The organism is Nocardia sp. NBC_01327 (assembly GCF_035958815.1).
GTDB lineage: Bacteria > Actinomycetota > Actinomycetes > Mycobacteriales > Mycobacteriaceae > Nocardia.
In genome coordinates, this window is the sequence record NZ_CP108383.1 from 7,749,125 (window position 1) to 7,772,778 (window position 23,654).

At 66.1% G+C, this 23,654-nt stretch carries 23 protein-coding genes; 12 read left to right on the plus strand and 11 right to left on the minus strand.

Going from position 1 to position 23,654, the window contains the following annotated elements; genetic code table 11:
* Positions 1-4: 4 nt before the first annotated feature.
* From OG326_RS35815 to OG326_RS35825, 3 genes are read left to right on the plus strand one after another with little or no spacing between them, the layout of a single operon-like run.
* Positions 5-559, plus strand: coding sequence for a GTP-binding protein (locus OG326_RS35815; RefSeq protein ID WP_327141546.1), 555 nt, complete (start codon positions 5-7; stop codon positions 557-559).
* Positions 556-1,782, plus strand: a complete 1,227-nt coding sequence (locus tag OG326_RS35820) for a cytochrome P450 (protein ID WP_327141547.1) — start codon at positions 556-558, stop codon at positions 1,780-1,782. Before OG326_RS35815 ends, OG326_RS35820 begins: the two co-directional genes overlap by 4 nt.
* Before the next feature lie 10 nt (positions 1,783-1,792).
* Positions 1,793-3,013 carry a cytochrome P450 family protein gene (locus OG326_RS35825; protein WP_327141548.1) on the plus strand — a complete coding sequence of 407 codons (1,221 nt, stop codon included), beginning with the start codon at positions 1,793-1,795 and terminating at the stop codon, positions 3,011-3,013.
* A gap of 65 nt (positions 3,014-3,078) precedes the next feature.
* Here the strand turns inward: OG326_RS35825 and OG326_RS35830 are convergent, their stop codons facing one another.
* From OG326_RS35830 to OG326_RS35840, 3 genes are all read right to left on the minus strand, one after another.
* A complete protein-coding gene (locus tag OG326_RS35830) occupies positions 3,079-3,699 on the minus strand; it encodes a pentapeptide repeat-containing protein (RefSeq protein WP_327141549.1) in 621 nt (206 codons plus the stop codon).
* A 116-nt stretch (positions 3,700-3,815) separates the two neighbouring features.
* On the minus strand, positions 3,816-4,730 hold the full coding sequence (locus OG326_RS35835) for a D-alanyl-D-alanine carboxypeptidase family protein (RefSeq protein WP_327141550.1): 915 nt from the start codon (positions 4,728-4,730) through the stop codon (positions 3,816-3,818).
* 118 nt (positions 4,731-4,848) lie between these two features.
* Positions 4,849-5,691 (minus strand): SDR family NAD(P)-dependent oxidoreductase, encoded by an 843-nt coding sequence (locus OG326_RS35840; protein WP_327141551.1) that lies wholly within the window; start codon positions 5,689-5,691, stop codon positions 4,849-4,851.
* 66 nt (positions 5,692-5,757) lie between these two features.
* Here OG326_RS35840 and OG326_RS35845 point away from each other — a divergent pair, with 66 nt between their 5' ends.
* A complete protein-coding gene (locus OG326_RS35845; RefSeq protein WP_327141552.1) occupies positions 5,758-6,363 on the plus strand; it encodes a TetR/AcrR family transcriptional regulator in 606 nt (201 codons plus the stop codon).
* Between the two features lie 67 nt (positions 6,364-6,430).
* Positions 6,431-7,285, plus strand: a complete 855-nt coding sequence (locus OG326_RS35850; RefSeq protein ID WP_327141553.1) for a hypothetical protein — start codon at positions 6,431-6,433, stop codon at positions 7,283-7,285.
* A gap of 148 nt (positions 7,286-7,433) precedes the next feature.
* Here the strand turns inward: OG326_RS35850 and OG326_RS35855 are convergent, their stop codons facing one another.
* On the minus strand, positions 7,434-7,913 hold the full coding sequence (locus OG326_RS35855) for a hypothetical protein (protein WP_327141554.1): 480 nt from the start codon (positions 7,911-7,913) through the stop codon (positions 7,434-7,436).
* A gap of 296 nt (positions 7,914-8,209) precedes the next feature.
* Between OG326_RS35855 and OG326_RS35860 the strand changes: the two genes are divergently transcribed.
* The gene (locus OG326_RS35860) at positions 8,210-8,899 is read left to right on the plus strand and encodes a respiratory nitrate reductase subunit gamma (RefSeq protein WP_327141555.1); all 690 of its coding nucleotides are present in this window, start codon (positions 8,210-8,212) and stop codon (positions 8,897-8,899) included.
* 9 nt (positions 8,900-8,908) lie between these two features.
* Here OG326_RS35860 and OG326_RS35865 read toward each other — a convergent pair whose 3' ends face one another.
* Positions 8,909-9,661: a DUF1460 domain-containing protein gene (locus OG326_RS35865; RefSeq protein ID WP_327141556.1), complete on the minus strand. Its 753-nt coding sequence runs from the start codon at positions 9,659-9,661 to the stop codon at positions 8,909-8,911.
* Positions 9,662-9,955: 294 nt separating this feature from the next.
* Here OG326_RS35865 and OG326_RS35870 point away from each other — a divergent pair, with 294 nt between their 5' ends.
* The 5 genes from OG326_RS35870 (at position 9,956) to OG326_RS35890 (ending at position 14,785) form a co-directional block, all read left to right on the plus strand.
* Positions 9,956-10,918, plus strand: coding sequence for an SDR family NAD(P)-dependent oxidoreductase (locus OG326_RS35870; protein WP_327141557.1), 963 nt, complete (start codon positions 9,956-9,958; stop codon positions 10,916-10,918).
* Complete coding sequence (locus OG326_RS35875) at positions 10,908-12,530, plus strand: AMP-binding protein (protein WP_327141558.1); 1,623 nt, start codon at positions 10,908-10,910, stop codon at positions 12,528-12,530. The genes OG326_RS35870 and OG326_RS35875 overlap by 11 nt, the downstream gene beginning before the upstream one ends.
* An 88-nt stretch (positions 12,531-12,618) precedes the next feature.
* Positions 12,619-13,254, plus strand: a complete 636-nt coding sequence (locus OG326_RS35880; RefSeq protein WP_327141559.1) for a TetR/AcrR family transcriptional regulator — start codon at positions 12,619-12,621, stop codon at positions 13,252-13,254.
* A gap of 96 nt (positions 13,255-13,350) precedes the next feature.
* Complete coding sequence (locus OG326_RS35885; RefSeq protein WP_327146684.1) at positions 13,351-14,256, plus strand: RNA polymerase sigma-70 factor; 906 nt, start codon at positions 13,351-13,353, stop codon at positions 14,254-14,256.
* Positions 14,257-14,296: 40 nt separating this feature from the next.
* On the plus strand, positions 14,297-14,785 hold the full coding sequence (locus OG326_RS35890; protein WP_327141560.1) for an SRPBCC family protein: 489 nt from the start codon (positions 14,297-14,299) through the stop codon (positions 14,783-14,785).
* A 3-nt stretch (positions 14,786-14,788) separates the two neighbouring features.
* On the opposite strand, the gene OG326_RS35895 is transcribed toward OG326_RS35890, so the two are convergent.
* The 6 genes from OG326_RS35895 to OG326_RS35920 all read right to left on the minus strand — a co-directional run bounded on the left by OG326_RS35895 (position 14,789) and on the right by OG326_RS35920 (position 22,966).
* On the minus strand, positions 14,789-15,934 hold the full coding sequence (locus tag OG326_RS35895) for a hypothetical protein (protein ID WP_327141561.1): 1,146 nt from the start codon (positions 15,932-15,934) through the stop codon (positions 14,789-14,791).
* Positions 15,931-17,127: a glycosyltransferase 87 family protein gene (locus tag OG326_RS35900; RefSeq protein ID WP_327141562.1), complete on the minus strand. Its 1,197-nt coding sequence runs from the start codon at positions 17,125-17,127 to the stop codon at positions 15,931-15,933. The genes OG326_RS35895 and OG326_RS35900 overlap by 4 nt, the downstream gene beginning before the upstream one ends.
* Positions 17,128-17,259: 132 nt before the next feature.
* Positions 17,260-18,222, minus strand: coding sequence for a S1 family peptidase (locus OG326_RS35905; RefSeq protein WP_327141563.1), 963 nt, complete (start codon positions 18,220-18,222; stop codon positions 17,260-17,262).
* A gap of 387 nt (positions 18,223-18,609) precedes the next feature.
* Positions 18,610-19,758: an alpha/beta fold hydrolase gene (locus tag OG326_RS35910; protein WP_327141564.1), complete on the minus strand. Its 1,149-nt coding sequence runs from the start codon at positions 19,756-19,758 to the stop codon at positions 18,610-18,612.
* A gap of 53 nt (positions 19,759-19,811) precedes the next feature.
* On the minus strand, positions 19,812-21,593 hold the full coding sequence (locus OG326_RS35915) for a gamma-glutamyltransferase family protein (RefSeq protein ID WP_327141565.1): 1,782 nt from the start codon (positions 21,591-21,593) through the stop codon (positions 19,812-19,814).
* An 11-nt stretch (positions 21,594-21,604) separates the two neighbouring features.
* Positions 21,605-22,966, minus strand: coding sequence for a flavin monoamine oxidase family protein (locus OG326_RS35920; RefSeq protein WP_327141566.1), 1,362 nt, complete (start codon positions 22,964-22,966; stop codon positions 21,605-21,607).
* A 55-nt stretch (positions 22,967-23,021) separates the two neighbouring features.
* On the opposite strand from OG326_RS35920, the gene OG326_RS35925 reads away from it, so the two are divergent.
* Positions 23,022-23,624 carry a TetR/AcrR family transcriptional regulator gene (locus OG326_RS35925; RefSeq protein WP_327141567.1) on the plus strand — a complete coding sequence of 201 codons (603 nt, stop codon included), beginning with the start codon at positions 23,022-23,024 and terminating at the stop codon, positions 23,622-23,624.
* Positions 23,625-23,654: the final 30 nt, after the last annotated feature.

Genomic DNA, 23,654 nt, shown 5'->3' on the forward strand with positions numbered 1-23,654 from the left:
CACCGTGACCAAATCGGTAAAACTCTTGGTGGCAGGGAGTTTCGGCGTCGGCAAGACCACATTCGTCGGCAGCGTCTCGGAGATCAAACCGCTGCGCACCGAGGAGACGATCACCGAGGCCAGTGTCGGCGTCGACGATCTGGCCGGCCTGCGGGAGAAGACGACCACCACGGTCGCCATGGACTTCGGTCGCATCACCCTCAATCCCCAACTGGCCCTGTACCTTTTCGGTACGCCCGGCCAGCGGCGCTTCATTCCGCTGTGGGAGGAGCTGGCCATCGGCGCGCTCGGCGCGCTCGTGCTCGTCGACACCCGCCGGATCGAACAATCCGACGAGGTGCTGTCGGTGCTCGAACAGCGCGCGGTGCCGTATGCGGTGGCGGTCAACGAATTCGAGGGCGCGAAGCGGTATCCGCTCGCCGAGGTCCGCGACGCCCTCGACCTCGCCGAGGGCACCCCGCTGACCGCCCTGGACGCACGCGATCGGCGTACGTGCGTGCAGTCGCTCATCACACTCGTCGAGTTCTTGTTTCAATCTCGTCAGGAGTCACACCTTTGACCACTTCGACCGAGCCGTCGGCGGTAGCCGGCGCGACGCGCTTCCCGATCTACACCGAGGAGTTCGCGGCCGATCCGCAGGCGAGCTACCGCGAAATGCGCCGCCGCTACGGTTCTCTGGTGCCGGTGGAGCTGGCGCCCGAAGTGCCCGCCACCCTGGTGATCGGCTATCACGACGCGGTGCGGATCCTCAATGATCCGGACCACTTCCCGGCCGATCCGCGCATGTGGGAGCAGACGATTCCCGCCGACTGCCCGGTGAAGCCGATGATGCAGTGGTATCCGAACGTGCTGCGCAATGCGGGCGCCGCGCACTGGCGGTACCGGCAGGCGAATGTCAGCGCCGTCGACGGGGTGGACCTGCACGGGCTGCACGCCATCGTCGAGCGCGAGGCCATCCCGCTGATCAATACCTTCTGCGCGAGCGGCGAAGCCGAGCTGATCACGCAGTACGCCTTCCCGCTGGTATTCGCCGGTCTCAATGACATGCTCGGCTGCCCGCCGGCCATCGGGCAGCGGGTGGCGCAGGGCATGGCCGCACTGTTCGATTCGGTCGACGAGAAGGCCGAACAGGGCATGGCCATGCTCAGCGGCGCGCTGCTGGAGCTGATCGAGCTCAAGCGACGCGAACCCGGCGACGATATGGTGACCCGGCTGCTGCAGCACGATGCCGGGCTCGACGACACCGAAATGCTCGCCAACATCATCAGCCTCTACGGCGCCGGGCTGGAACCGCAGCAGAATCTCATCATCAATACGCTGCGGCTGATCCTCACCGACGACCGTTTCGCAGGCGATGTGCTCGGCGGAAGTCTTTCCACGCGTGACGCATTGGACGAGGTGCTGTTCAACGACCCGCCGATGGCGAACTTCCCCACCTCCTATCCGCGCCAGCCCATGCTCATCGGCGATACCTGGCTGCCCGCGCACCAGCCGGTCATCATCAGCCTCGCCGGGTGCAATAACGACCCCGCGATCAGCGGTGGTGAGCGCATCGGCAACCGCTCCCACCTGGCCTGGAGTCTCGGACCGCACGGCTGCCCGGCCAAGTCGGTCGCGACGCTGGTCGCCCAGGAGGCGATCGATCAACTCCTCGACGCGCTGCCCGAGCTGCGTCTCGCCATTCCGGTTGATGAATTATCTTGGCGTCCAGGGCCTTTCCACCGCGCGCTGACCGCGCTGCCGGTGGTCTTCCCTGCGTGCCCGCCGTTGAATGTGAAGTAGGAGAACAGCAGTGACGATCGAACCCCTGGCGCTGGACCTCACCGGCGTCGACATTCAAGGCGAGAATACCCGTATCCGTGCGCGTGGACCGGTGACCCTGATCGAGCTCATGGGCGTGCCCGCGTGGTCGGTGACCGATGCCGATGTGCTCAAGCGACTGCTGGCCGATCCTCGGGTGTCCAAGGATCCGGCGCAGCACTGGGCGGCCTTCGGCAATGGTGAGGTCACCCCCGAGTGGCCGCTGTTCCCGTGGGTGGCGGCGACCAATATGTTCACCGCCTACGGCGCGGACCACCGGCGCCTGCGCAAGCTGGTGTCTCCGGCGTTCACCAATCGCCGGACCATGGCGCTGCGCCCGCGCATCGAGGAATTGGTGACCGACCTGCTGGACCGGCTGGCCGCCACCCCCGCGGGCGAAACCGTGGACCTGCGTGAGGGTTTCGCCTACCCGGTGCCGATCCAGGTGCTCACCGAGCTGATGGGCGTGCCGGACGATCGAGAGCCCGCGCTGCGCACCTGTGTGGCCCGGTTCTTCGATACCGAGATCTCGCCGGAGGCCGCCGGGGCCAACTATCTCGAAATGTTCGGCCTCATCGAGGAACTCGTGGCCTTCCGCCGCGACAACCCCGGCGAGGATATGACCAGCGTGCTGATCAATACCCGCGATGAGGACGGCGAGCGGCTGACCGAGAAGGAGATGGTCGATACGCTGATGCTGGTTATCAATGCCGGTCACGAGACCACCGTCAACCTGCTCGATCAGGCGATCTTCGCGCTGCTCACCCATCCCGAGCAGCTTGCCGCCGTGCGCGCGGGCGAGGTCGGCTGGGACGAGGTCATCGAGGAGACCCTGCGCTACGAATCCCCCGTCGCTCATCTGCCGCTGCGCTATGCCGTGGAGGACATCGAGATCGACGGCATTCGAATCCCCAAGGGCGAGGCCATTCTCGCCTCGTACGCCGCTGCCGGACGTGATCCGAAGATCCACGGCGAGACCGCCGAATCCTTCGATATCACCCGGGTGAACAAGGATCACGTGGCCTTCGGTCACGGAGTCCACCACTGCATCGGCGCTCCCCTGGCCCGGCTCGAGGCGAGCATCGCCCTCCCGGCGCTGTTCGCGCGCTTCCCCGAGCTACGCCTGGCCGGCGATCCCGCTGACGTTGCCCCCGTCATCGGCTTCATCTCCAATGGCCACCGCGAACTCCCGGTGCGCCTCACCGCCGAGTAATCAGCCCAGCAACCGACCGGGTCCGGCAGCTGCCGGGCCCGCGCCGGTTCGGCGACCCGGCGCCCTTATGCCGGTAGGACTTTCAGGCCGAGGGTGAAGGCGAGGGTGATGGCCTGATCCGGATCGATCACCGCGCGCGCCACCTCCACGTTGTACGGATCCAGCGCCGAAATATCGCTGCCGCGCAGATCCGCATCGGAGAAGTCCGCCTTGGTCAGCCAGGCGCCGGAGAGATCGATATCGCGAAAGGTCGCCTTCTGGCAGCGGGCTCCGGTCAAATCGACCTCACGCATGCGTAATTCGCGGAACGAGGCGCCTCGCAGATCGGCGCCGGGCAGTCCGGCAAACGACCAGTCGCCGCCGGATGCCTTCAGTAGCGAGTAGGTGCACCCGTCGAACATGCTGCCGGTGAGCTTGCAACTGGTGAAGGTGGCGTCGAAGAACGAGCAGGCGCTGAACGTGCAGTTCAGGAACCCGCTATTGGTGTGCGCCGACAGATTGAACGCCACCCCGCGGAAGCTGCACTCGTCGAAAACCGTGTTCTCCGTGGTGATCTCGGCCATATCCACATCGAGGAACTCGACCCGCCGGTACTGCTCCGCCGTCAGCGTCCGGCCGTACCAGTCCTCACCGCGAATGGTGCTGGTGGTGGGCGGCGCGGGCTCACCGTACTTACGGTCAGCCACAACGATTCCCGAGTTCGCTCATACGGGAACCGTAGCGACAGCCACCGACAACACTTCGGATGGAAACGGGATGCCGGCATTCGCCTCGAGTGAGAGCGATAGGCGGATCGGCGCGGCTAGCCGATCGGCAATGCGCTCAGGACCGGGTCGTAGGCCCAGTTCAGCATGCGCTCGGCGTCTTCCTTCGCTGCGATGCCGCTGCCCGGTGAGCTGTGCAGAACCACGCCGATCAGCGGGATTCCGGCCCGCACCGTCTCGAACAGCAGACACGCTCCCGCGGCGTCGGTGGATCCGGTCTTGATGCCGATCGTGCCGGGATAGTCGCGCAGCAGCAGGTTCGTCGTCCGCCAGACGTGATCACGATTGCCCGGACCGGCGGGCAGGTGATAGTCCCGGGATCCGGCGACCTCGCGGAACATCGGCTGGCCCATCGCACGCAGACCGAGGGCCAGCAGGTCCGCGGGTGTGGAGTAGGTGGAGTAGTCGTCCGGGTTCGGCAGTCCGCTGGGATCGGCGAAATTTGTTGCCATCATGCCCATTTCACGCGCGGTGGCGTTCATCTTGGCGATGAACCCGTCCTGGCCGGGCCCATAGCCCTCGGCCAGGGTGTAGGCGGCGTCGCAGCCCGACGGCAGCACCATCGCAAAGAGCAGCTGTCGCGTGGTGAGCACCTCCCCGGCCGCCAGCCCCGCATTGCTCCCGTCATACCTGGCGCAGTAGGCAATACCCTCCGGCGGCACCGTGATCGTCCGCTCGAGATCACCCGCATTGATCACCACCAGTGCCGTCATCACCTTCGCGATACTGGCGATCGGCACCGGCGTAGTCGCCTGCCGCGACCACAGCACCGTCCCGACCACCCCGTCGGCCAGAGCCGCCCCCGGCGCCTGCACCCCATCCGGCTCGGCAGTCGGCCACGGCAGCGGACCGAACGGGGCGCCCGCAGCCGGCGCGGCCGTGACCCCATGACTGAACGCCACAACCAAGGCCCCCGCGACGCTGACCTGCAACAATCGGGCAAATGTGCGCATGGCGACATTGTGCCTTCAGCCCCGGCCAACCAGCGGGATTTCACCACCCGAATCACCGCAGCATGGGAAATACCGGCGATGCCGCCCGCATACAGCCCGGAGTCGGGCCGCGTGCGGTTTACGGAGTGGCGTCGGTGAGGGGGCGCAGGAGGAATTGGGCGGCGCGACTGAAGAGGCGTTGATAGTTCGGGCCGAGGATGCGGACGACGAGGTCTATTGCGTGCGCGTCCAGGCCGATGAGGATTCGGCCGTGATTGCCGGTGACACCCCGCAGGATGGCGCCGGCCGCCGATTCGGGGGTGGTGTGTGTCAGGTATCGATCGAAGACCTGCTGGATTCCATCCAGGGCCGCGCCATTGCTGGCAGTCGCATTGTTGACGATATTGGTTTTGATGCCGCCGGGATGCACACACGTGACACCGACCGGCTGCTTGCTGATCAGCATCTCCTGGCGCAAGGCCTCGGTGAACCCGCGCACCGCGAATTTCGCCGCATTGTAGGAACTTTGGTTCGGCACTCCGAACAGGCCGAAGATGCTGGAGATATTGACCAGGTGCCCGTCGCCGGAGGCGATCAAGTGCGGCAGAAAGGCTTTCGTGCCATTGACGACTCCCCAGAAGTCGACGTCCATGACCTTGTCGAGATCGGCGAACGGGGTCTCCCGGACGGTGCCGAAGATGGTGATTCCCGCATTGTTGATCACCAGGTTCACCCCGCCGAAATGCGCGACGATCGTATCGGCGTAGACCGACATCGCTTCGCGGTCACGCACATCCAGCCGCTGCGAGTGCGGTACGGCCCCGCGCTCCCGGCACAGTTCGGCGGTCGCCGCGAGGCCCACCTCGTCGACATCGCTGATACCGACACGAGTGCCGCGCCGGGTCAATTCGACCGCCAGCGCGCGGCCGATGCCCGATCCCGCTCCGGTGACAACGGCGACTTTGCCTTCGAGTGACCTCATGTCGGCAGCCTAATTACCAGTCGATCGACTTACAAGTCTTCCGACTGGAAAAGATATGCTGCTCCGGTGAGCACTCCTTCGCGTACCCAGGCCGAGCGCCGCGCCGCGACCGTCGCGGCCCTGCTGGATGCCACCATCGAAAGCCTCGGCGACGTCGGTTATTACGCGACGACAACGCGCAGCGTCGCCGAGCGGGCCGGTGTCAGCCAGGGTGCGCAGCAGCACTACTTCCCGACAAAGGCCGATCTTGTCGATGCCGCCATCAGCCGTCTGCTGGAACAGCTGGCGATATCGGAGATCGGCGCCCCGATCGAGGCGCCCACCGAACTCGGCCGCGCCGCCATCCTGCTCGATCGCCTGTGGGACACCCACAACCTGTCGATCACCCCGGCGGTGTTCGAGGTGTTCAATGCCGCCCGCACCGATGCGGATATCGCACAGCGGGTCAATCATCTTCTCGGTCAGGCGATGTCGGCCGTCGAAGTCGCCTCGGCGCTGCTGCTTCCCACCTATGCCGAGCGGCCGGGCTTCCGGGACTTCCTGCTCTTGGCCGTTTCCGCCATGCGCGGCGCGGTTCTGGTCTCGGCGATTTCCGGCACCGGGCAGCTTCATCCGAGCTGGCCGGCTCTGCGTCGACAGCTGTTGGAGAGTCTCGAAGCGCTCAGCGCGTGAAATAGCGAGGACGGGCTCGAGGCTTCCGCGCGACCGTCGCGCCGAATGGTGGTAATACGAGTGATTTGTGCGCATCTTCTCGAAACTGCACCGCCGCAATGGGTTCCGTCATACCGCTTGGCTATCGACGGTTTTGGTCGCGGCGGCGTGTACGGCGCAGGCCAGCGCGCCCGAGGGGCTTGCTGTGCACAATGGCCTGGCGGCGAGCTTCGCGGAACTGCAGGCGCATGTGCCCGGCCGTCTGGGGCTGGCGCTCATGCCGGTGGGCGGGGACCGTGCGCTGACCTTCGGTGATTGGACCACCGGCATTGCCTGGTCGACCATGAAGGTACCGCTGGCGGTGGCCGCGCTGCGCAATGATCCGGACATTCAACAGGACGATCTCACGGCGGCGATCACCACTTCGGACAATGACGCCGCGCATGCGCTGTGGACAACGCTGGGCGGCGCGGAGCAGGCCGCCGAGGCGGTCGAGCGGGTGCTGCGCGAAACCGGGGACACCACAACCGATGTCGCCGATCGGCACAACCCCGCGACCCCGGGCTGGGCCGATGACCCGCTGGTCTTCGGCGCCACCGTCTGGCCGCTCACCGACCAGGTGCATTTCGCCTCACGGCTGCCGTGCCTGCACAGCACGGCGAGCGTGGTGGACCTCATGGGCCGGGTTATCGCCAGTCAGAGTTGGGGATTGGGCGGCTTCATCGGCGCCTCGTTCAAGGGCGGCTGGGGTCCGGACGAGATCACCGGCGCCTACACCGTCCGCCAGTTCGGCCTGATTCCCACCCGCACCGGATCTCTCGCCGTAGCCCTTGCCGCACAACCTGATTCGGGGACGTTCGACGATGCCGCGGCCGCACTGTCCAAAATGGCGGTGGTGCTCGCCGAGAACGCCGCCGAACTCACCGGCGGTCACTGCTCGTGACGCCCCGGACCGGCGCTGCATGACCTCCGGCTCCGGATGGTATTCGACCCGGTACGGCGGTCAGATTGATCCGGCCGTGGCCCCACCCAGAAAACTCACGCGCCGGAATCTACGCGATAGCAGCGACCGGCGCAGAGCGGCGGCGGCGTCAGCTGATGGTTGTGGATGTACCCAGGGTGAAGGTGTGGCCGTGTGAGGAACAGGTGAGTGCGCCGCCGTGCGGCTGGCCGCCGAGGCAGCTCGCGCCCGCATAGTCGAATCGTGTTCCGGAGTAGATATTTCCGTCGGGGCGGGGCACATCGGTCAGCCAGCGACTGCCCGGGCGGCCGTGCTGGCCGCCGAGGCCGAAGGTCGGATGGGCCGGCAGGAACGATCCGTCGATCACGATATCGCTGATCGGCAGAATGCCCCACAGCTTGTTGCCGGGACTGAGATCGCAGCCGACATTGCCGTCGGCGGTGATCGCGCAGTTGTTCACGCCGAGCCAATCCGAGAAGTACAAGGTGTCGCCGACCATGAAGTCGGCATTGTTGGCTTCGATAACTCCGGAATCGGCGGCGGCCACGCCATTGCCGGCCAGGGTCAAGCCCACAGCGGCCACAGCGGCCCACAGAAATTTACGAGTCATGATCGCCACCCTATGACATCCGGCAAAAACCGAAAAACGGTACTACACAATCGAATCCGTATCAGATTCGAGGTCGCGGCGAATGCCCCGGATTACCGGGGCAAGGTTTTCGCACGCCCCTGACGACCCGGATCGAGCGGGTCGGCAAACCAGCGGCACATAGGCGGTCGATCGATATCGAATGCGGTCCAGCTATCGGACAGAGATGTGGCCGCTGTTCGCCTCTATGCGAGGACGGGTGTACGTGCAACAGTGGTGCACTACAGCGGGATCGGATAGGACCGGGAAGTCGAACCATGATGTACGTGCTTTGGGTCTTCCTACCCGGCGCCGCGCTCGCCTCGTGTATCGCGGGGCATATCTGGCGCTACCGGACCGATAGGTTCCTCGGCTACCTGTACTGTCCGCGCGCCGATCGGGGGCAGCGGTTCGGGAGTCTGGCCTTCCGGCTCGGGGCCGCGGGAATGTTCACGGCACGAATCGCCGAAGTGCTACTGGCCGGGCCGCATTCGCGCACCACCGGTGATGCCCACCTGCTCCTCTCGGCGCTGCAGATGATCGCCGTTCCGCTGGCCGTGGTCGGCGCAGGCCTGATCCTGATCCCGCCGCTGATCGCCGCCGAGGCCCGCCCCCGGATCACCCCGATCGACCGCATCACCGTTCCGGTGCTCGTCGCCGCCCTGCTCTCCTCGGTCCTGATCACCTTCGACCCCTACTCCACCAATGACCGATATCGCACCGCGGAAACACTTTTCACCTGGTGCCGGTCGCTGGTGGCACTGCATCCCAACCCCGGGGTCATGGTGCACGCGCCCGTCATCTACCAGGCGCGCGGCCTGATCGTCATGCTGCTGCTGGCCATCTGGCCCTACACCCGGCTGGCCGGGATCTTCAGCATCCCGATGCTGCGCCTGCTGCGGCGGCTCGGCCGGGTGGCGCAGTCGTGGCAGCTCGCGATGCCGAGGCGGCTGCGGCATTCGGTATGAGCGCCCGGGCTACTGCGCGCGGTAAACGACGATTCCCGGTGTCGTCCGCACATAGTCGCTGAAGGACGAATCGACCACCTTGTTGTTCGCCGACAGCGAGGACGCATTGCGGAACACCGGGCCGCCGGGAGTCGCGACGAAAATCCCCACATGCGTGACATCCAGGCCCGGCAGATCCGCGTACGCGCCGATGTAATCACCGGTGCGAAGCTGTCCGATGACATTGCCGTCCACAGCCGCGCTGGGAATGTAGGTGATGCCCCGGGCGACCACCGGCAGCCCCGGCAGGTAATTGCTGCCGTCGGCCTTCTCATTGAGGTTCTTGGCCACCGTCACCGCGGCGGGACTCAGGGATCCGGTGATATCGGCCGCGGCGATGCGCGGGGCGTACGCCCAATCGCTGAAGAAGTGTTTGCGGTGCAGGAAGTCGACCTGCCCATCCCGGTACCGCGTCTGGATCAGGTTCGCCACGAACTGATCCCGGTCGGTGGATCGGCTGAGCGCTTCCACATAGTCGAGGTAGGTGAAGCAGTCCACCCCGCGGAAGTCGATGACCAGCTGTTCGGGCTCGTTCGCGGAGCCGATGAGCATATCCGCGGTGTACGGCGTACCCAGGAACTGCCGCGACAGCAGCTCGACCAGGTCGCCCTTGCTCGCACCGCCGCCGCGCGCCGCCAGCAGCTCGTCGATCTTCCGCGAGGTGAAGTCATCGATATTCGTAGCGTTCGGTGCGGCCAGCGCGGCAGGCAGTATCGATGCCATCCCGCACACAACGGCCAACATAACGAGCAGTACCCGAGCAGTTCTGCGCAAGACGCCTCCTCAATGTGAACACGTCGATCGTTGCACACTCCGATCGGCATCTGCCTGAACCGCCGCTTCCGCAGGTTATCCAGCGACCGTTCTTGGCGACCCGAGACCGAACAATGTTCACATTGATCGTTCAGCAGGGCCTTCACACCGGGGGTTGACACACCCTGGCACATCCGGCAATTCTGAACCTTGTTCACAATGAACGATGCTCCACGGCTGCCAACGAATGAATGAGGGTCAACGATGACGTCTCCCCCGTCACCGCCCACGCAACATCCACTGGTTCATTACCCGATCGCGCGGGGGCTCGCCTACCTCGTCGGTCCGCGCGGTCTGCGCGGCGACGGCCGACTGCGGTCGGAGGTAGCCGGGAAGGTTGTTGTCATCACCGGCGCCTCCTTCGGCGTCGGCGCGGCGACCGCGCGATTGTTCGCCTCGGCGGGCGCGACCGTGGTGCTCGGCGCCCGCAGTATGGACGCGCTGCGCGAGCTGGCCGAGGAGATCGACGCCGCCGGCGGTATCGCACAGATCTACCCGCTGGATCTGACCAGTGAGCAGTCGGTGGCCGAATTCGCCGCGTCGGTCCTGTCCGGCCACGGACATGTCGACTATCTGATTCACAACGCGGGCAAGTCATTACGCCGATCGATCCACCTGTCCTACCAGCGCCCCAAGGATCTCGCGGCGACCACCGGCGCGAACTACCTCGGCCCCATGCGCCTGACGCTCGCGCTGCTGCCCGGTATGCGCGAGCGCGGCAGCGGGCACATCGTGAACATGTCCACGGTCGGGGTGATGTTTCCGGTGGTGCCGAAGTGGGGCTTCTATCTGTCCTCGAAGCTGGCGTTCGACTGCTGGATGCGGGCGGTCGGCATGGAGGCCCGCGTCGACGGAGTCACGCTCACCACCGTGTACGGCGGTTTGATGCACACCCGAATGAGTGCGCCCAGTCGATGGATGCGAACCCTGCCGGGCCAGACGCCCGAGGACGCCGCGCGCGTGCTCGCCCGCGCGGTGGTGCGGAAACCGCGCACCCTGACACCGATCTACGGGCACCCGTCGGCCATCCTGTCCGCGATCGCGCGCACCCCGCTCGAGGTGCTGGTCGGCTTCATCTACAGCCACCTCGGCGATACCAGGGAATCGCTCGCGCGGGTGCATGCCATCGCTCCCGATACCGAACAGGTCCGCAGCAATGTCCGATGACCGTGGTGCCGCCCATCCCTGGCAGGCCGCGCTGTCGGCACTGCTCACCTCGGGTCTGCTCAGACCACCCACGCCCGCCCAGACAGCCCGAATCGTGCGCGGGCTGTGGCGATTCGGGCCGACCCCGGCGACTCTGCTCGCGACCGCCGCCGCCCGATATCCGGCCCGCCTAGCCGTCATCGACGATGCCGGGGCGATCACCTATGCCGAATTACAGGCCAGGGCCGAAGCGATCGCCGCCGGACTGCATGCCCTCGTGTACGCACCCCGGTCGGTGGGCATACTGTGCCGCAATCACCGGGGCTTCATCGAAGCCACCGCTGCCGCAGCACAATTGGGCTGTGAACTGATCTTCGTCAATACCGAGCTGCCCCCGGCCCAGCTCAGCGCGGTGCTGCGGCGGCACGGTCCGGACATCCTCATTGCCGATTCCGAGTACGACGACGCGATCGCGGCCTCGGATTTCGCCGGATCGCATATCCACGCCTGGCGCGACGGGCAACCGGCCACGGCGCGGCCGAGCCTGGATTCCCTTGCCGCCGAGCGGCATCCGCGTCCACCGCGCGTGCGCCGCAGCGTGGGCGTCACACTGCTCACCTCCGGAACCACCGGACTGGCCAAAGGTGTTCCCCGCTCGGTGAATCTGCGATCGATTCTCGAAATGGGCGCCAGCGCAATGGGTATCACCCGACTGCGGGCCGGAGATACGATCTGGGTCGGGCCGCCGTTCTTCCACGGCTTCGGCCTGCTCTCCATGTTCGGCGGCATCAGCCTGGGTGCGACCGTGGTGTGCCGCCGCCGATTCCAGGTGCGGCAGATGATCTACGATATCCGCACCCATCGCGCCGATGCGCTCATCGCGGTACCGGTGATGTTGCAGCGATTGCTGCGGCTGCCGGTCGAGCAGCGGGGGGATCTGTCGTCGCTGCGGGTCGTGATGACCGGGGCGTCGCCGATCAGTCCGGCCACCATCTCCGAATTCACCACGGCCTTCGGCCCGATTCTGATCAATGGCTACGGCTCGACGGAGGCCGGCATCGTCTCCATCGCCACCCCGGCCGATCTGGTCGAAGCGCCGGGCACGCTCGGCAGGCCCGCGATCGGCGTCTCCGCCCGGGTGCTGCGCCCCGACCACACCGATGCGGCGGTCGGAGAGATCGGGTCGATCTTCATTCGCAGCGGGTTCGTCTACAGCGGCTACTCCCCCGATCCGCAGTCGGCGGTTCCGGCGAAAACCGTTGTGCACGACCATGTCGACACCGGCGACAAGGGCCATTTCGACCGGCGCGGCCGGCTCTATATCGACGGCCGCAGTGATGACATGATCGTCTCCGGCGGGGAGAACGTCTTCCCCGGTGAAGTCGAGAACGCACTCGCCGCCCATCCCGCGTTCACCGATGTGGTGGTGATCGGCACGCCCGATCCCGAGTACGGGCAGATTCTCAAGGCCTTCCTGGTGCTGCACGAGAACACTCCGCCGCCCAGCGTCGATGAGCTGAAAACCCATGTCCGCCAACGCCTGGAGCGCTACAAGGTGCCCAAGGAGTTCGCATTCGTTCCCGAGATCCCCCGCAATGCCAGCGGGAAGATCCTGCGGAATCGACTCCGATGACCTGCGTGCCGCGGCGGTTTGACAAGCTCCGCGGCACGCCAGCATTCTGAACCGTCCAATGGTGAACGGTGTTTTCGAAAGGCGGGGCATGGCGACCAAGTGGGGTGACCGGGACAGCCGCCGCCGGGACATTGTGGCCGCGGGCCGGCAGCGGCTGACCGAAGCCGGTTATGCGGCACTGCAAATGCGTGATGTCGCCCGGGTCGCCGGTATCAGTACGGCCACGCTCTACACCTATTTCGCGAACAAGGAAGCGCTGTTCGCCATGCTCTACGCCGAGCGCCTCGACGAGCTCTCCGCCGAGATCGGACCGGCCTGCGAATCCGTCAACGATATGGAGGAGCTGTTCGCGACCGTGGCCACCGCGTATCTGCCCGTGTACCAGGTGTTCGGGCGGGAACTCAATATCTGGGTGCTGATCGCCGGCGAATCCGGAATGGATCCGGAGGCCGCGATCGCGCTGGCGGGTTCGGCGGGACGGCTGCTGGGCACGCTCGGCACCACGGTGGGCAGGCTGGCCCGCGAACAGCTCGACGTCCCCGAGGACGAACTCGGGCTGGTGCTGCCGCTGGCCTGGTCCACCATTACCGGTCTGGCCGATCACTTCACCTCGGTGCGGCAGACGCTGCACCCGTACACCTGGGATCAGCTGGTGCGGTTCACCGCGCGCACCTTCATTCGCGGACTGAGCCGCACGGCTGCGGACATTCGGCCGGGCCGGTAGGTCTCGGCCTGCCGAAACGCCGGGCGGTCCGCCGCGCCTGGAACGCGTGGCGCGGATACGTTGGTATTCGTGGAAGATCGAGGGGTAGCCGGCGAGATTCGCCGGGGGGACGATACGGAAACGTTCGACGAGCTGCGGCCGCTGCTGTTCACCATCGCGTACGAGATGCTCGGCAGTGCGGCAGATGCCGAAGATGTGTTGCAGGACAGCTATCTTCGCTGGCGGGAGACCGATCCGGAAGCCGTGGGCAATACCCGCGGATATCTGACGCAGATCGTTACGCGGCAGTCGCTCAACCGATTACGGTCGCTACGGCGGCGGCGCGAGGACTATGTGGGCGCGTGGCTGCCCGAACCGATCCGCATGGAGCACGACGCCAGTCATGATGTGCTGCTTGCCGAATCGGTGTCGATGGCCATGCTGCTCGTATTGGAGACACTGAGTCCGACCGAGCGGGCCGTCTTCGTGCTGTCGGAGGTGTTCGGCCACAGTCTGGTCGAAGTCGCCGAGATGATCGGCAAATCCGATGCCACCGTGCGCCAGATCGCACACCGGGCGCGGGAGCATGTTCGGGCCCGCCGCAAGCGGTTTCAGCCCGACAGCGATACCAGCCGGGCGGTGATCACCCAGTTCGTGCGGGCCGCCAATACCGGCGATGTGCAGACCCTGATGGATGTGCTGGCGCCCGATGTCGTGCAGATCTCCGACGGCGGCGGAAAGGTCCATGCCGCCCTGCGCCCGATCAGCGGCGCCGCGCAGGTGGCCAACTTCCTCATTCGCCTGGCCCGGACCAGCATGGCGGATATGCGTGCCGAATTCGGCGTCTTCAATGCGCTGCCCGCGGTCCTGTTGCGGTCCGCCGCCGACGGGCGGCTCGATTCCGTCCTCATGATCGAAATGACCGATGACCGCATTACGACGCTGTACGCGGTCCGCAACCCCGACAAACTGCATTCCACCGATACCGTCCGCATCCTGCGACGTGACACAGACCACAGCTGACCGGATGTCACGCTCGCGCGGCGGGCGGTGTCTCAGGGGTATGGAAACAATCACCGTCGAACGAGTCATCGCCGCCCCGATCGAGCAGGTCTTCGATTGGTGCGCCACAACAACGAACTACGAACGCACCCGCTGGGTACTGCGCTGCACCCTGGCCCACCCCGGCCAGGACGCGCCCTACGGCGTCGGCGCGATCCGCCTGCACACCTGGCTGATCGGCCGCTTCGACGAGCGCGTCACCCGCTACGACCCGCCCCGCTCCTTCGACTACGTCGTCGACCGCAGCTTCCCCCCGGCCCGGCACGACATCGGAACCATGACCTTCACCACGGTCCCGACCGGCACCAAGGTGGTCTGGTCGACCACCGTCGAAATGGCGATCCCCTTCGGCGCCGCCTTCGCCACGCACTGGATCAGCAGGCCGGTCATCACCCACGTCTTCGGCCGAATCCTGCACGCCTGCGCCGAGGATCTGGAGACGTCGAAGACTCCGGACGCCTCGCAGCGGTCTACGGACAGCGCCCTGTAGCGGTCACATGAAGGACGATTCCTTTGTGAGACCGAGGGATTCGTCGCCGCCGGTGATGATCGGCTGGCAGTTGCCGTAGCCGATCGCGCCGGAGGAGTCGGTGACTCGGATGACGGTGTCGCGGATTTGGTGGAGTCGGCGGGCGGCCTCGTAGGTGGAGCAGTCGGGGATGCGTTCGCCGTCTATATGTTGCTGGGGGCCGCGCCAGGATCCGTGGTGCTGGCCGTCGAAGCCGAAGTAGAGGCCGGCGCCGAGGTGGAAACCGGTGTCCGACACCGCTTCCAGAGTGAGTACCCGCTCCTTGCCGTCCTCTGTCGTCGCGAGGATCTCGCCGCCGCGCAGGCGACGGTTCACCGGGTCGAAGGTCAGGTCGGGAACCAGATCCTTCCACTTCTCGAACCAGGTGTCGTGCTCCACGCCACCCATGACGGTTTTGCTGAAATAGCCGTCCATCTGGATGATTTGGTAGTGCAGGTGCAGGCCGTAGCGGGAGCCGTCGGGGCGGGTCATCAGGATCGGCGCCCAGATCATCCGGAACGAGACCTCCGGCGGCAGATCCATCGATTCGACATCGGTGAGCGGTGCGCCGACGTCGTAGCGCACGCCCCAGGAGTGGTCCCTGGTCGAGATCCAGTCGTCGAACGAGGTGCGCACGCCGTCGACGCTCACCCAGCCGGAGGCGGTGCCGATCTGGTGGTAGCGCACCAGATCCGACATCACACGGTAGCCGCGCCGCATATGGGTGCGGTCCTCGAGCTGCGCGGGCAGGGCGGCCTCGAACAGCCAGTCGAAAGCAATGGGCTGACAGTCGTTTTCGTCGAGGCGGAAACGAATCTTGCGCAGCGGTTCGATGATCTCGTAGTGGATCGGGCCGATCGAGGTCAGCTCCGGTTCGGGCGCCAGCGTCCGGCTGCCGCGAACGGTGATCTGCTCGACGCCCTGCGAGATGCCCGCGTACGCGTCGAGCACATTGCGATTCTTGTACTGCCCCAGGCCGAAACCGAGCTGCCGCGAACCGTCGGGTGCGCACGCCATGGCGCAGACCTTCTCGGTCCAGGCCAGATCACTGGTGGCCACCGTGGCGACGGTATCGGCGATCTGATGGTTGAAGCCCTCATCGGCGGGGCCGAGCGGTCCGATCGGATTCATCCACAGGACTTAACGCATTCGGCGGGCGGGCGTGAAGTATCGGTCCCGGCCAGCGGACCCCGCACGATCAGAAAGCCGTAGGCCAGCACGGCGAGGAAGACCAGGACGTGGGAGTTCTCCAGGATCGGCTCGCTGTGCCAGGGCTTGGGGAGCAGGAAAATGCCTACGGACACATAGTTTTCGCCCCAGTGGTAGGCCCAGGCGCCGGTCGAGACGAACAGCAGGGCGGCCGCCGGCCACCAGCGCGGGTTGGACTGGGCCCGGTGCACGAGATGCACCAGCAGGGGGACGAACCACACCCAGTGGTGGCCCCAGGAGAACGGGGATACCGCGCAGGCGGTCATACCCGCGATGGTCACGGCCAGCAGCCGCTCACCGCGGCGGTGCAGGGCGGCGGTGAGGGCCAGGCTCGCGATCGCGACCACGCCGGTCAGTACGACCCACAGCCACAGCGGGGAGGCGCCGTCGGTCAGGTGTGCGAGCAGACCGCGAATCGATTGATTGGCCGGATTGGTCTCGGGCGCAATGCGATCGGACTGGAAGAACGTCGAAAACCAGTACTGGTGGGAATCATCGGGCAGGACGATCCACGCCACCGCGATGGAGCCGAGCAGTACCGCCGTGGCGAGGCAGGCCGAACGCCATTGGCGCAGAGCAAGATACTGCACGATGAAGTAGGCCGGGACGAGTTTGACACCCGCCGCAACACCGACGCCGATGCCGCGCAGTCGGCTGTTGTCGGGGCGCGAGAAGTCCCAGAGCACCAGCAGCATGAGCACCAGATTGATCTGGCCGTAGAACAGCGTGGTGCGCACCGGCTCGAGGAACAGGCAGGTAATCGCAAGCAGCGCACTGATACCCGCTAGTCGGCCGGTCATGCGGTACCCGAGGATGCGCCAGCACAGCAGCACACAGCCGTAGAGCACCGCCGCATTCAGCAGCAGCGAGGAATAGGTCAGCCAGGTCCAGGGCACCACGACAATCGGCAGAAAGACCAGTGCCGAAAACGGCGTATAGGTATACAGCAGACCGAAAAAGGTCGACTCGGTATACAGCGGCCGCCCCTGCAACACCCGGTCCCCGCCATCCCGGTAGACGTGCGCGTCCAACCCGCCCGCCAGGATCCCGCCAGACTCGTTCAACCACGGATCAACCGTGGCGAACACCAGCACCAGCGCCACCACCGCACTCACCGCCAGCACGAAAACCGTTGACGCCGAACACCCGAACTCCCGCAACCTCACTCTCCACACGGGTCTTTACCTTACGTAAAGAACTCGCCGGGTCATGACCCCGAAACTCGGGGTGTCGCGAACAACGGCCTCTCAGCTGGTACGGAGCCGCAGGCCCGGATTCTCCGCGAGGATATCGGCGACCGATTGGGCGGTCATGGTCACCTGCGGGACCAGCGGTAGCAGCTGTGTGATGAAAGGGGCGATCTGCTCGAGACGCTGCGGGCCGATCTGCTGCAGGATGCGCCCGAGATCGATCGGCGGTGCGGGCGAGCCCGGGGTGCCGAGCACTCCCGGCTTGTCATCCGAGAATCCCGGTTCGCTGCTCACGCCGCCCTCACTGACCAGGCCCATGGCCAGAGTTCCGGAGATGAGCGCGCCGCCGCTGTCCCCGGGCAGGGCAAGTGCGGTGTGCTGGAATCGGATCGGCGGCCGCTGCGGATCGGGCTGATCCACCGCGGTGATCACACCGCAGGTGAATCCCGTGGTGACGCCCGACTTGCACACCGGAGCGCCGACCACCGGAATCCCGACCCCGGTCACGGCGATAGCGGGAGCGCCGACCGGCCCCCGCACCAGATTGTTGTCGAACGAGTCCCGCGCCGCGTCGTCCAATCGAACAATCGAATAGTCACGCGTCCCGTCGACGACCGACTTGTCGAAGGAACCGAGACGCTCGCCGAGCTTGCGGTCAGGCAAGAGCTGATACGCCTTCTGATCGCTGATATTCGGCTCATCCGCGAGCGCCGGCAAATTACAGTGCCCCGCCGTGAGCGCCACCGATGCGCCATCACCAGCCGCCGCATTGAACGCCCAGGAGCACAGACTCCCCTTCACATTCGAACTCGGCGGCGCCCCGTCCGGTCGCGCGACAGCGATATATCCATCACCGCCCGCACTCTCGCCGAGCTCAGCAGCGTCCGAAAGCCCGGAAACCCGCTGATCGATCCGATCCGCACGCGGATCCCACTGCGCCGCAGCGGCATCCGCCAATTGAAACCCGTTCTGCCGAGCCGCAATTCGAACGTCATCGTGGCCGGGCTCCACCGAGACCACTCCCCCACCACCAGAATCGAGCCAGACTCCCCCCAACACCCCGCCAGACCGCCTGTTCTGCTCCGCCGCGAACAATCCCAGCCGCTGAGCCACCTCAGCCCGCCGCACATACTCCCCCGGCGACATTCCCAAATCACGCCCGACCGCCACACCCAGCGCCGCAGGCAAACCCGCCTCCGCCACACCCTCCCCACCCGCCGAACTGACCGCCGGCGTGGACAAAACCAGAGTGAACAGAGCAACAACCGCACTGTGACACATCATGTTTTTGACCTTCACACCTACGAAAGTACTGCGCCCCACTGCACCTAGTGGTGATTTACCCAGTCACTCCGGCCACGCCGGATATGCGAACAGTCCGAATTCGATCGAATGGCCGCATAGACCTCAGTGGGTGGGGAGGACTCGGGAGAGGAAGGAGGCCGTGTCGGGGTCGGATTGCTGGAGGACTGTGAAGTGGGTGGCTGCGGGGTAGATCAGGAGTTGGCTGTCGGTGGCGGCCTGTTGGAGTTGTTGCTGTAGGAGCAGGGTGGTGGGGATGGGTTGCAAGGTGTCGGCTGCGCCCTGGAGGAGTAGGACCGGGTGGTGGAAGCCGGTTGGGGGGACGGTGAGGTAGTCGCGGAGGGCCTCGGTTATTGCCGGGTCCGAGAGGGGTTCGGTGAAGAGGAGGCCGGTGGGCTGGGTGGCTGCGGCGGTTTCGAAGGAGGTTCCGCAGTCCTGGGCGGATTCGGCTATCGCGAGCAAGTGGTTGCCGAGGGGGGTCAGGTAGTCGGTGAGGTGGAGGTCGGGGCGGGCGTGGTCGAGGCCGGCCACGATCATCAGGAGTCTGGTTTTGAAACCGTCCAGGAAGGGCAGGGCGGGCACGCCGGGGCGGGCGAGGGCGGAGATCAGGTCTTCGACATTGCTGGTGGGGGCGTAGGCGACGGTGCCGCGCAGATCGAGTTCGGGGGCATAGGTCGCGGACAGCTGCGCACCGGCGAGTACGGAATGCCCGCCGATCGAATGTCCGGCCAGCACATACGATTCCGATAGTGCGGGATCGAGCGCACTGGCCGCACGGACGATATCGAGCACCGCGTGGCCATCCGCTCGTGCGGCCAGGTATTCGTAGAAACCCGGTGCGCCGAGACCGATGTAGTCCGTGGCCTCCACCGCATATCCCTGAGCGAGATATGTTGACAGCTCCGGTCTTTCGTTGAACGTATCCGCCATGCCGCCGAGAAGATTGGGGGCGCAGCCCTGTGTCATGCCGCTTGTGCCGTGCGCCCAGGAGATCACCCGCCAGCCGCCCGGCGGGGGTGTTCCCGCGGGCAGAAAGACATCGCCGCCACTGATTTCCGGCTCACCGCTCTGCCCGGTGGTCCGGTAGACGATCCGAAATCCCCTGGCCGCCTGGGGAATCAGCTCGGATTCGGGCAGGGGCCGGGACTGAACAATCGTCCCGGGACCGCCGGAGTCCGGCGGCTGTGCCGATGACACCGCGGTGACGGTTGCCGCTGATACGGCGACAAGCGCCGCCAGAACCATGCTGCGCATAGCAGAATCTCGCTTCGATTGTGTTCGGTGACGATTGTGGTCAGTGACGATGTTCAGCGGCCGGCCGCATAACCCTGCATCCCACGCGGATTGGCGGCGGCCGACAGCACGCCCGTCGCAGGGTCGCGGGCGACAGCGCAGATGCGGCCTTCCGACCACGGTTCGCCGACGGTGATCCGATGGCCGCGCCGGCGCAGTTCGGTGACGACCTCGGCATCGACCCGCGATTCCATGGTCACCCCACCGGGATTCATGGCATGCGGATAGAACGAGCCCGGAAAACTGTCCTGATGCCAGTTCGGCGCATCGATGGCGCCCTGCAGATCCCAGCCGCCGCGGACCTCTCCACCCAGGGCCACGGCCAGGAAGAAGTGCAGACTCCACTGGTCCTGCTGATCGCCGCCCGGAGTGCCGAACGCCAGCACCGGCTCGCCCTCCCGTAGCGCCAAGGTCGGGCTGAGCGTGGTGCGCGGGCGTAGGCCGGGAACCAGCGAATTCGGCAGGCCCGGCTCCAGCCAGGCCATCTGCAACCGGGTGCCCAGGGGGAATCCTAGTTCGGGGACAACAGGATTCGACTGCAACCAGCCGCCGCTGGGGGTGGCGGCGACCATATTGCCCCAGCGATCGACGACGTCGAGATGACACGTGTCGCCGCGGGTGGCGCCGGTCCTGGAAACGGTCGGCTCTCCGGCGCCCAGTGGAATCTCGTGCAGTGCAGCGGAATCCACGTGTTCGCCCAGCATGGGCAACCGGCCGTCCGGAGCGCCGGGGCGCAGCCGGTAGGACGCGTCCTCGCCGATCAACGCACGACGAGCGGTGTTGTAGTCCGGGGAAAGCAGTGCGTCCAGCGCGATATCCGCACTATCGCCGTACCAGGCCTCACGGTCCGCCATGGCGAGCTTCGAGCCCTCGATCAGGGTGTGGAAATAATCGGCCGTGCCGTAGTCGAGCTTGTCGGGCAGCAGTGCGAGCTGTTGCAGGAATACCGGACCCTGACTCCACAGCCCGGGCTTAGCAATCGTCCAGCCGTTCCAGGTGTACGTGGCCGGATCTTCGTACGTCGCACGGTAATTCGCGAGATCCTCACCGGTGAGCGTGCCCGCGTGCCGCTCGCCGGAGGTATCCATGGCAGGCCGTGCGGCGCAGGCGATCAGCGCCTCGGCAATGAATCCCTCTCGCCACACGCGCCGCGCGGCCTCGATCTGGGCATCACGGTCCGTGCTCGCGGCCTCGGCTTCGGCGATCACCCGGCGCCAGGTCTGCGCCAATACCGGATTCTTCAGCAATTCCCCTGGCGCAGGCGGCTTTCCGGCGCGCAGATATACCGGTACCGACGTCGTCCACTCGGTCTCGAACAGGTGCTGCATCGCCGAGATGGTGGCCCCGACGTCCTCGAGCACGGGATGCCCCTGCTCGGCATACCCGATGGCGTAGGCCAGCACCTCGGCCAAACGCTTGGTGCCGTGGTCACGCAGCAGCAGCATCCAGGCGTCGAAGGCGCCCGGCACCGCCGCGGCCAGCGGCCCGGTTCCCGGCACCATATCCAGCCCCAGGCCGGTGTAGTGCTCGATGGTCGCGCCCGCCGGCGCGGGTCCCTGCCCGCACAGCACTTTCGGCGCCTGTCCGACCGGCGCGAGAATAATCGGCACCTCACCGGCCGGACCGTTCAAATGCGGCTCGACCACATGCAGCACGAACGCCCCGGCCACCGCCGCATCGAAGGCATTGCCGCCGTCCTCGAGCACCGCCATCGAAGTCGCCGAGACCAGCCAGTGGGTGGACGACACCATGCCGAATGTGCCCTGCAATGTGGGGCGGGTAGTGAATGTACCCATAGCTCAACCCTTCAGAGGATGCTGTTGTTCTCGATGATTTCCTGGGCGGCGCGGTGTCCGGATTCGATCGCGCCGTCGATGTATCCGGCCCAGCGGGTCGCGGTTTCGGTGCCTGCCCAGTGCATCGGGCCGACGGGGCGGCGCAGTTGAGATCCGAAGCGGGTCAATGTCATCGGGGTCGCGAACGCGCCGTAGCAGCCTCGGCTGTAGGTTTCGGCGGCCCAGTCCTGCTCGAGGTAGTGCACCGGATTGCGCGCTTTGGGGCCGAAGTAGGCCGCCAGATCGTCGATCACCAAGTCGCGCCGCTCTTTCGGCGTCAGGCGCGCGGCGGCTTGCGCGTGACCGGCTTCGAGAAAGCCCACCAGGGCCGCGGGTTCGGCATCCGGCGGACTCGCGTCGAAGACCGTGCCGAGCGCGCGGCGGTCGCTATTGGCCTGCCCCGACAGCCCGTCCGCACGCCAGAAGGCCTCGTCGTAGACCACATTGATCTTGATCGTCCAGCCCATCGGCAACCGCTGCAGCAGCTGGGCGCGTTCGGACGGCAGGTCCGGAGCGAAACGGATGCGCGATACCAGCGGCGGCGGGACAGCGATGATCGCATGCCGCGCGCGGAACTGTCGATTGCCCGCTCGCACAAGGACTTCGGTATCACCCCACTCGATCTCCGATACCGGGGCGCCGAGGATGACGCGGTCTCCCAATTCCGCCGCGACGGCGATCGACAGTCCCTGCGTACCGCCGATCACCCGGTCCTGCTGCGCACCGCCGGTGGTATTGATCAGCGAGTCGATGCCGCCGCCGGAATGGATGTAGAACTGCGCCCACAGGGCGGACATGTCCTCCGGCTCCGCACACCACACCGCATTGGTGACGAGGCGGAAGAACGCACGGCCGGTGGCGGTATGGGTATGGTTCCGCAGCCAGGTGCCGAAGGTCTGACCGTCGAGCTCGTCCGCGCCGGGCGCGGTCCACGGCGATTGCAGCGGTACTCGGCGCGCGGCGCGATCGAGCCGCAACTGCGCGAGCCCGATATCGGCGAGCGCCAAGGGATTCAGCTTGGGTATGCGCCCCCGGTAGCGGGTGACCCGGCCACCGAATTCTCCGATGTGGACGCCGGTGTCGTGGGTCCGGTAGGTGGTAGCACCGAGCTCCGCGATCAATGCCAGCACGCGATCCTGCCCCGGCCCGACCCACATGCCTCCGGCTTCCACGTACGAATCGCTGCCCGGTATCTCGACATTGAGCGTGCGCCCGCCGACGCGGTCGCGAGCCTCGAGCACCACCACATCACGACCGGCCGCGGTGAGCGCACGGGCGGCCGCCAAACCGGCCGCGCCGGCTCCGACCACGATGACATCCCTGAGATCAGTCATTCATATACACCTTGCATCTCAAATACACGTTGTATGTGAGAGTACTATTGCCGGTGTGGCTGTCAAGGGACTACGTGCGGAATACGCGGAAGCGACACGGTCTGCCCTGCTCGAAGCAGGTCGCCGGTTGTTCATCGAACGGCGCTACGCCGACCTGTCCGCCGAGGAGATCGCCCGCGCCGCCCGCCTCACGCGGGGCGCGCTGTACCACCACTTCGGCGGCAAACAGGGATTGTTCGAAGCCGTCTTCGAGCAGATCGAAGAGGAATTGACCGGCCGCCTCGCCGCCTCGCTCACCGAAACCGACGCCTGGCACAGCGGACTTCAGGCCTTGGACGCGTTTCTGGACGAGTGCACGAGCGTGCCGTATCAGCGCATCGTCCTACAGGAGGGCCCGGTCGCCCTGGGCTGGGACCGCTGGCGCGAACTCGACGAGCGTCACATGCTGGGCCTGGTCCGCAATCTGGTCGACGATCTCACCGAGGCCGGCATCTTCCAGCCCCGCTCGACCGACCTCGTCGTGCGCGCCATATACGGGCTACTCACCGAAATGGCCTGGGGCATAGCCGAAGCCGACGATGCCGCCCAGGCGCGCCGCGATGCCGGACAGATCGCCCTCGACATGATCGGCGCCCTGCGCCGGAGCACGCCGGCGTAGGACGCCGATGAATACCGACAGCCCGGAACC

Excerpts from the sequence above, each read along its gene's own strand:
- OG326_RS35875 (WP_327141558.1), top strand. The coding sequence starts at position 10,908 with ATGTCCGATGACCGTGGTGCCGCCCATCCCTGGCAGGCCGCGCTGTCG.
- OG326_RS35870 (WP_327141557.1), top strand. The coding sequence starts at position 9,956 with ATGACGTCTCCCCCGTCACCGCCCACGCAACATCCACTGGTTCATTAC.
- OG326_RS35840 (WP_327141551.1), bottom strand. The coding sequence starts at position 5,691 with ATGAGGTCACTCGAAGGCAAAGTCGCCGTTGTCACCGGAGCGGGATCG.
- OG326_RS35890 (WP_327141560.1), top strand. The coding sequence starts at position 14,297 with ATGGAAACAATCACCGTCGAACGAGTCATCGCCGCCCCGATCGAGCAG.
- OG326_RS35895 (WP_327141561.1), bottom strand. The coding sequence starts at position 15,934 with ATGAATCCGATCGGACCGCTCGGCCCCGCCGATGAGGGCTTCAACCAT.
- OG326_RS35910 (WP_327141564.1), bottom strand. The coding sequence starts at position 19,758 with ATGCGCAGCATGGTTCTGGCGGCGCTTGTCGCCGTATCAGCGGCAACC.
- OG326_RS35880 (WP_327141559.1), top strand. The coding sequence starts at position 12,619 with ATGGCGACCAAGTGGGGTGACCGGGACAGCCGCCGCCGGGACATTGTG.
- OG326_RS35920 (WP_327141566.1), bottom strand. The coding sequence starts at position 22,966 with ATGACTGATCTCAGGGATGTCATCGTGGTCGGAGCCGGCGCGGCCGGT.
- OG326_RS35835 (WP_327141550.1), bottom strand. The coding sequence starts at position 4,730 with ATGCGCACATTTGCCCGATTGTTGCAGGTCAGCGTCGCGGGGGCCTTG.
- OG326_RS35865 (WP_327141556.1), bottom strand. The coding sequence starts at position 9,661 with ATGGCATCGATACTGCCTGCCGCGCTGGCCGCACCGAACGCTACGAAT.
- OG326_RS35855 (WP_327141554.1), bottom strand. The coding sequence starts at position 7,913 with ATGACTCGTAAATTTCTGTGGGCCGCTGTGGCCGCTGTGGGCTTGACC.
- OG326_RS35860 (WP_327141555.1), top strand. The coding sequence starts at position 8,210 with ATGATGTACGTGCTTTGGGTCTTCCTACCCGGCGCCGCGCTCGCCTCG.
- OG326_RS35915 (WP_327141565.1), bottom strand. The coding sequence starts at position 21,593 with ATGGGTACATTCACTACCCGCCCCACATTGCAGGGCACATTCGGCATG.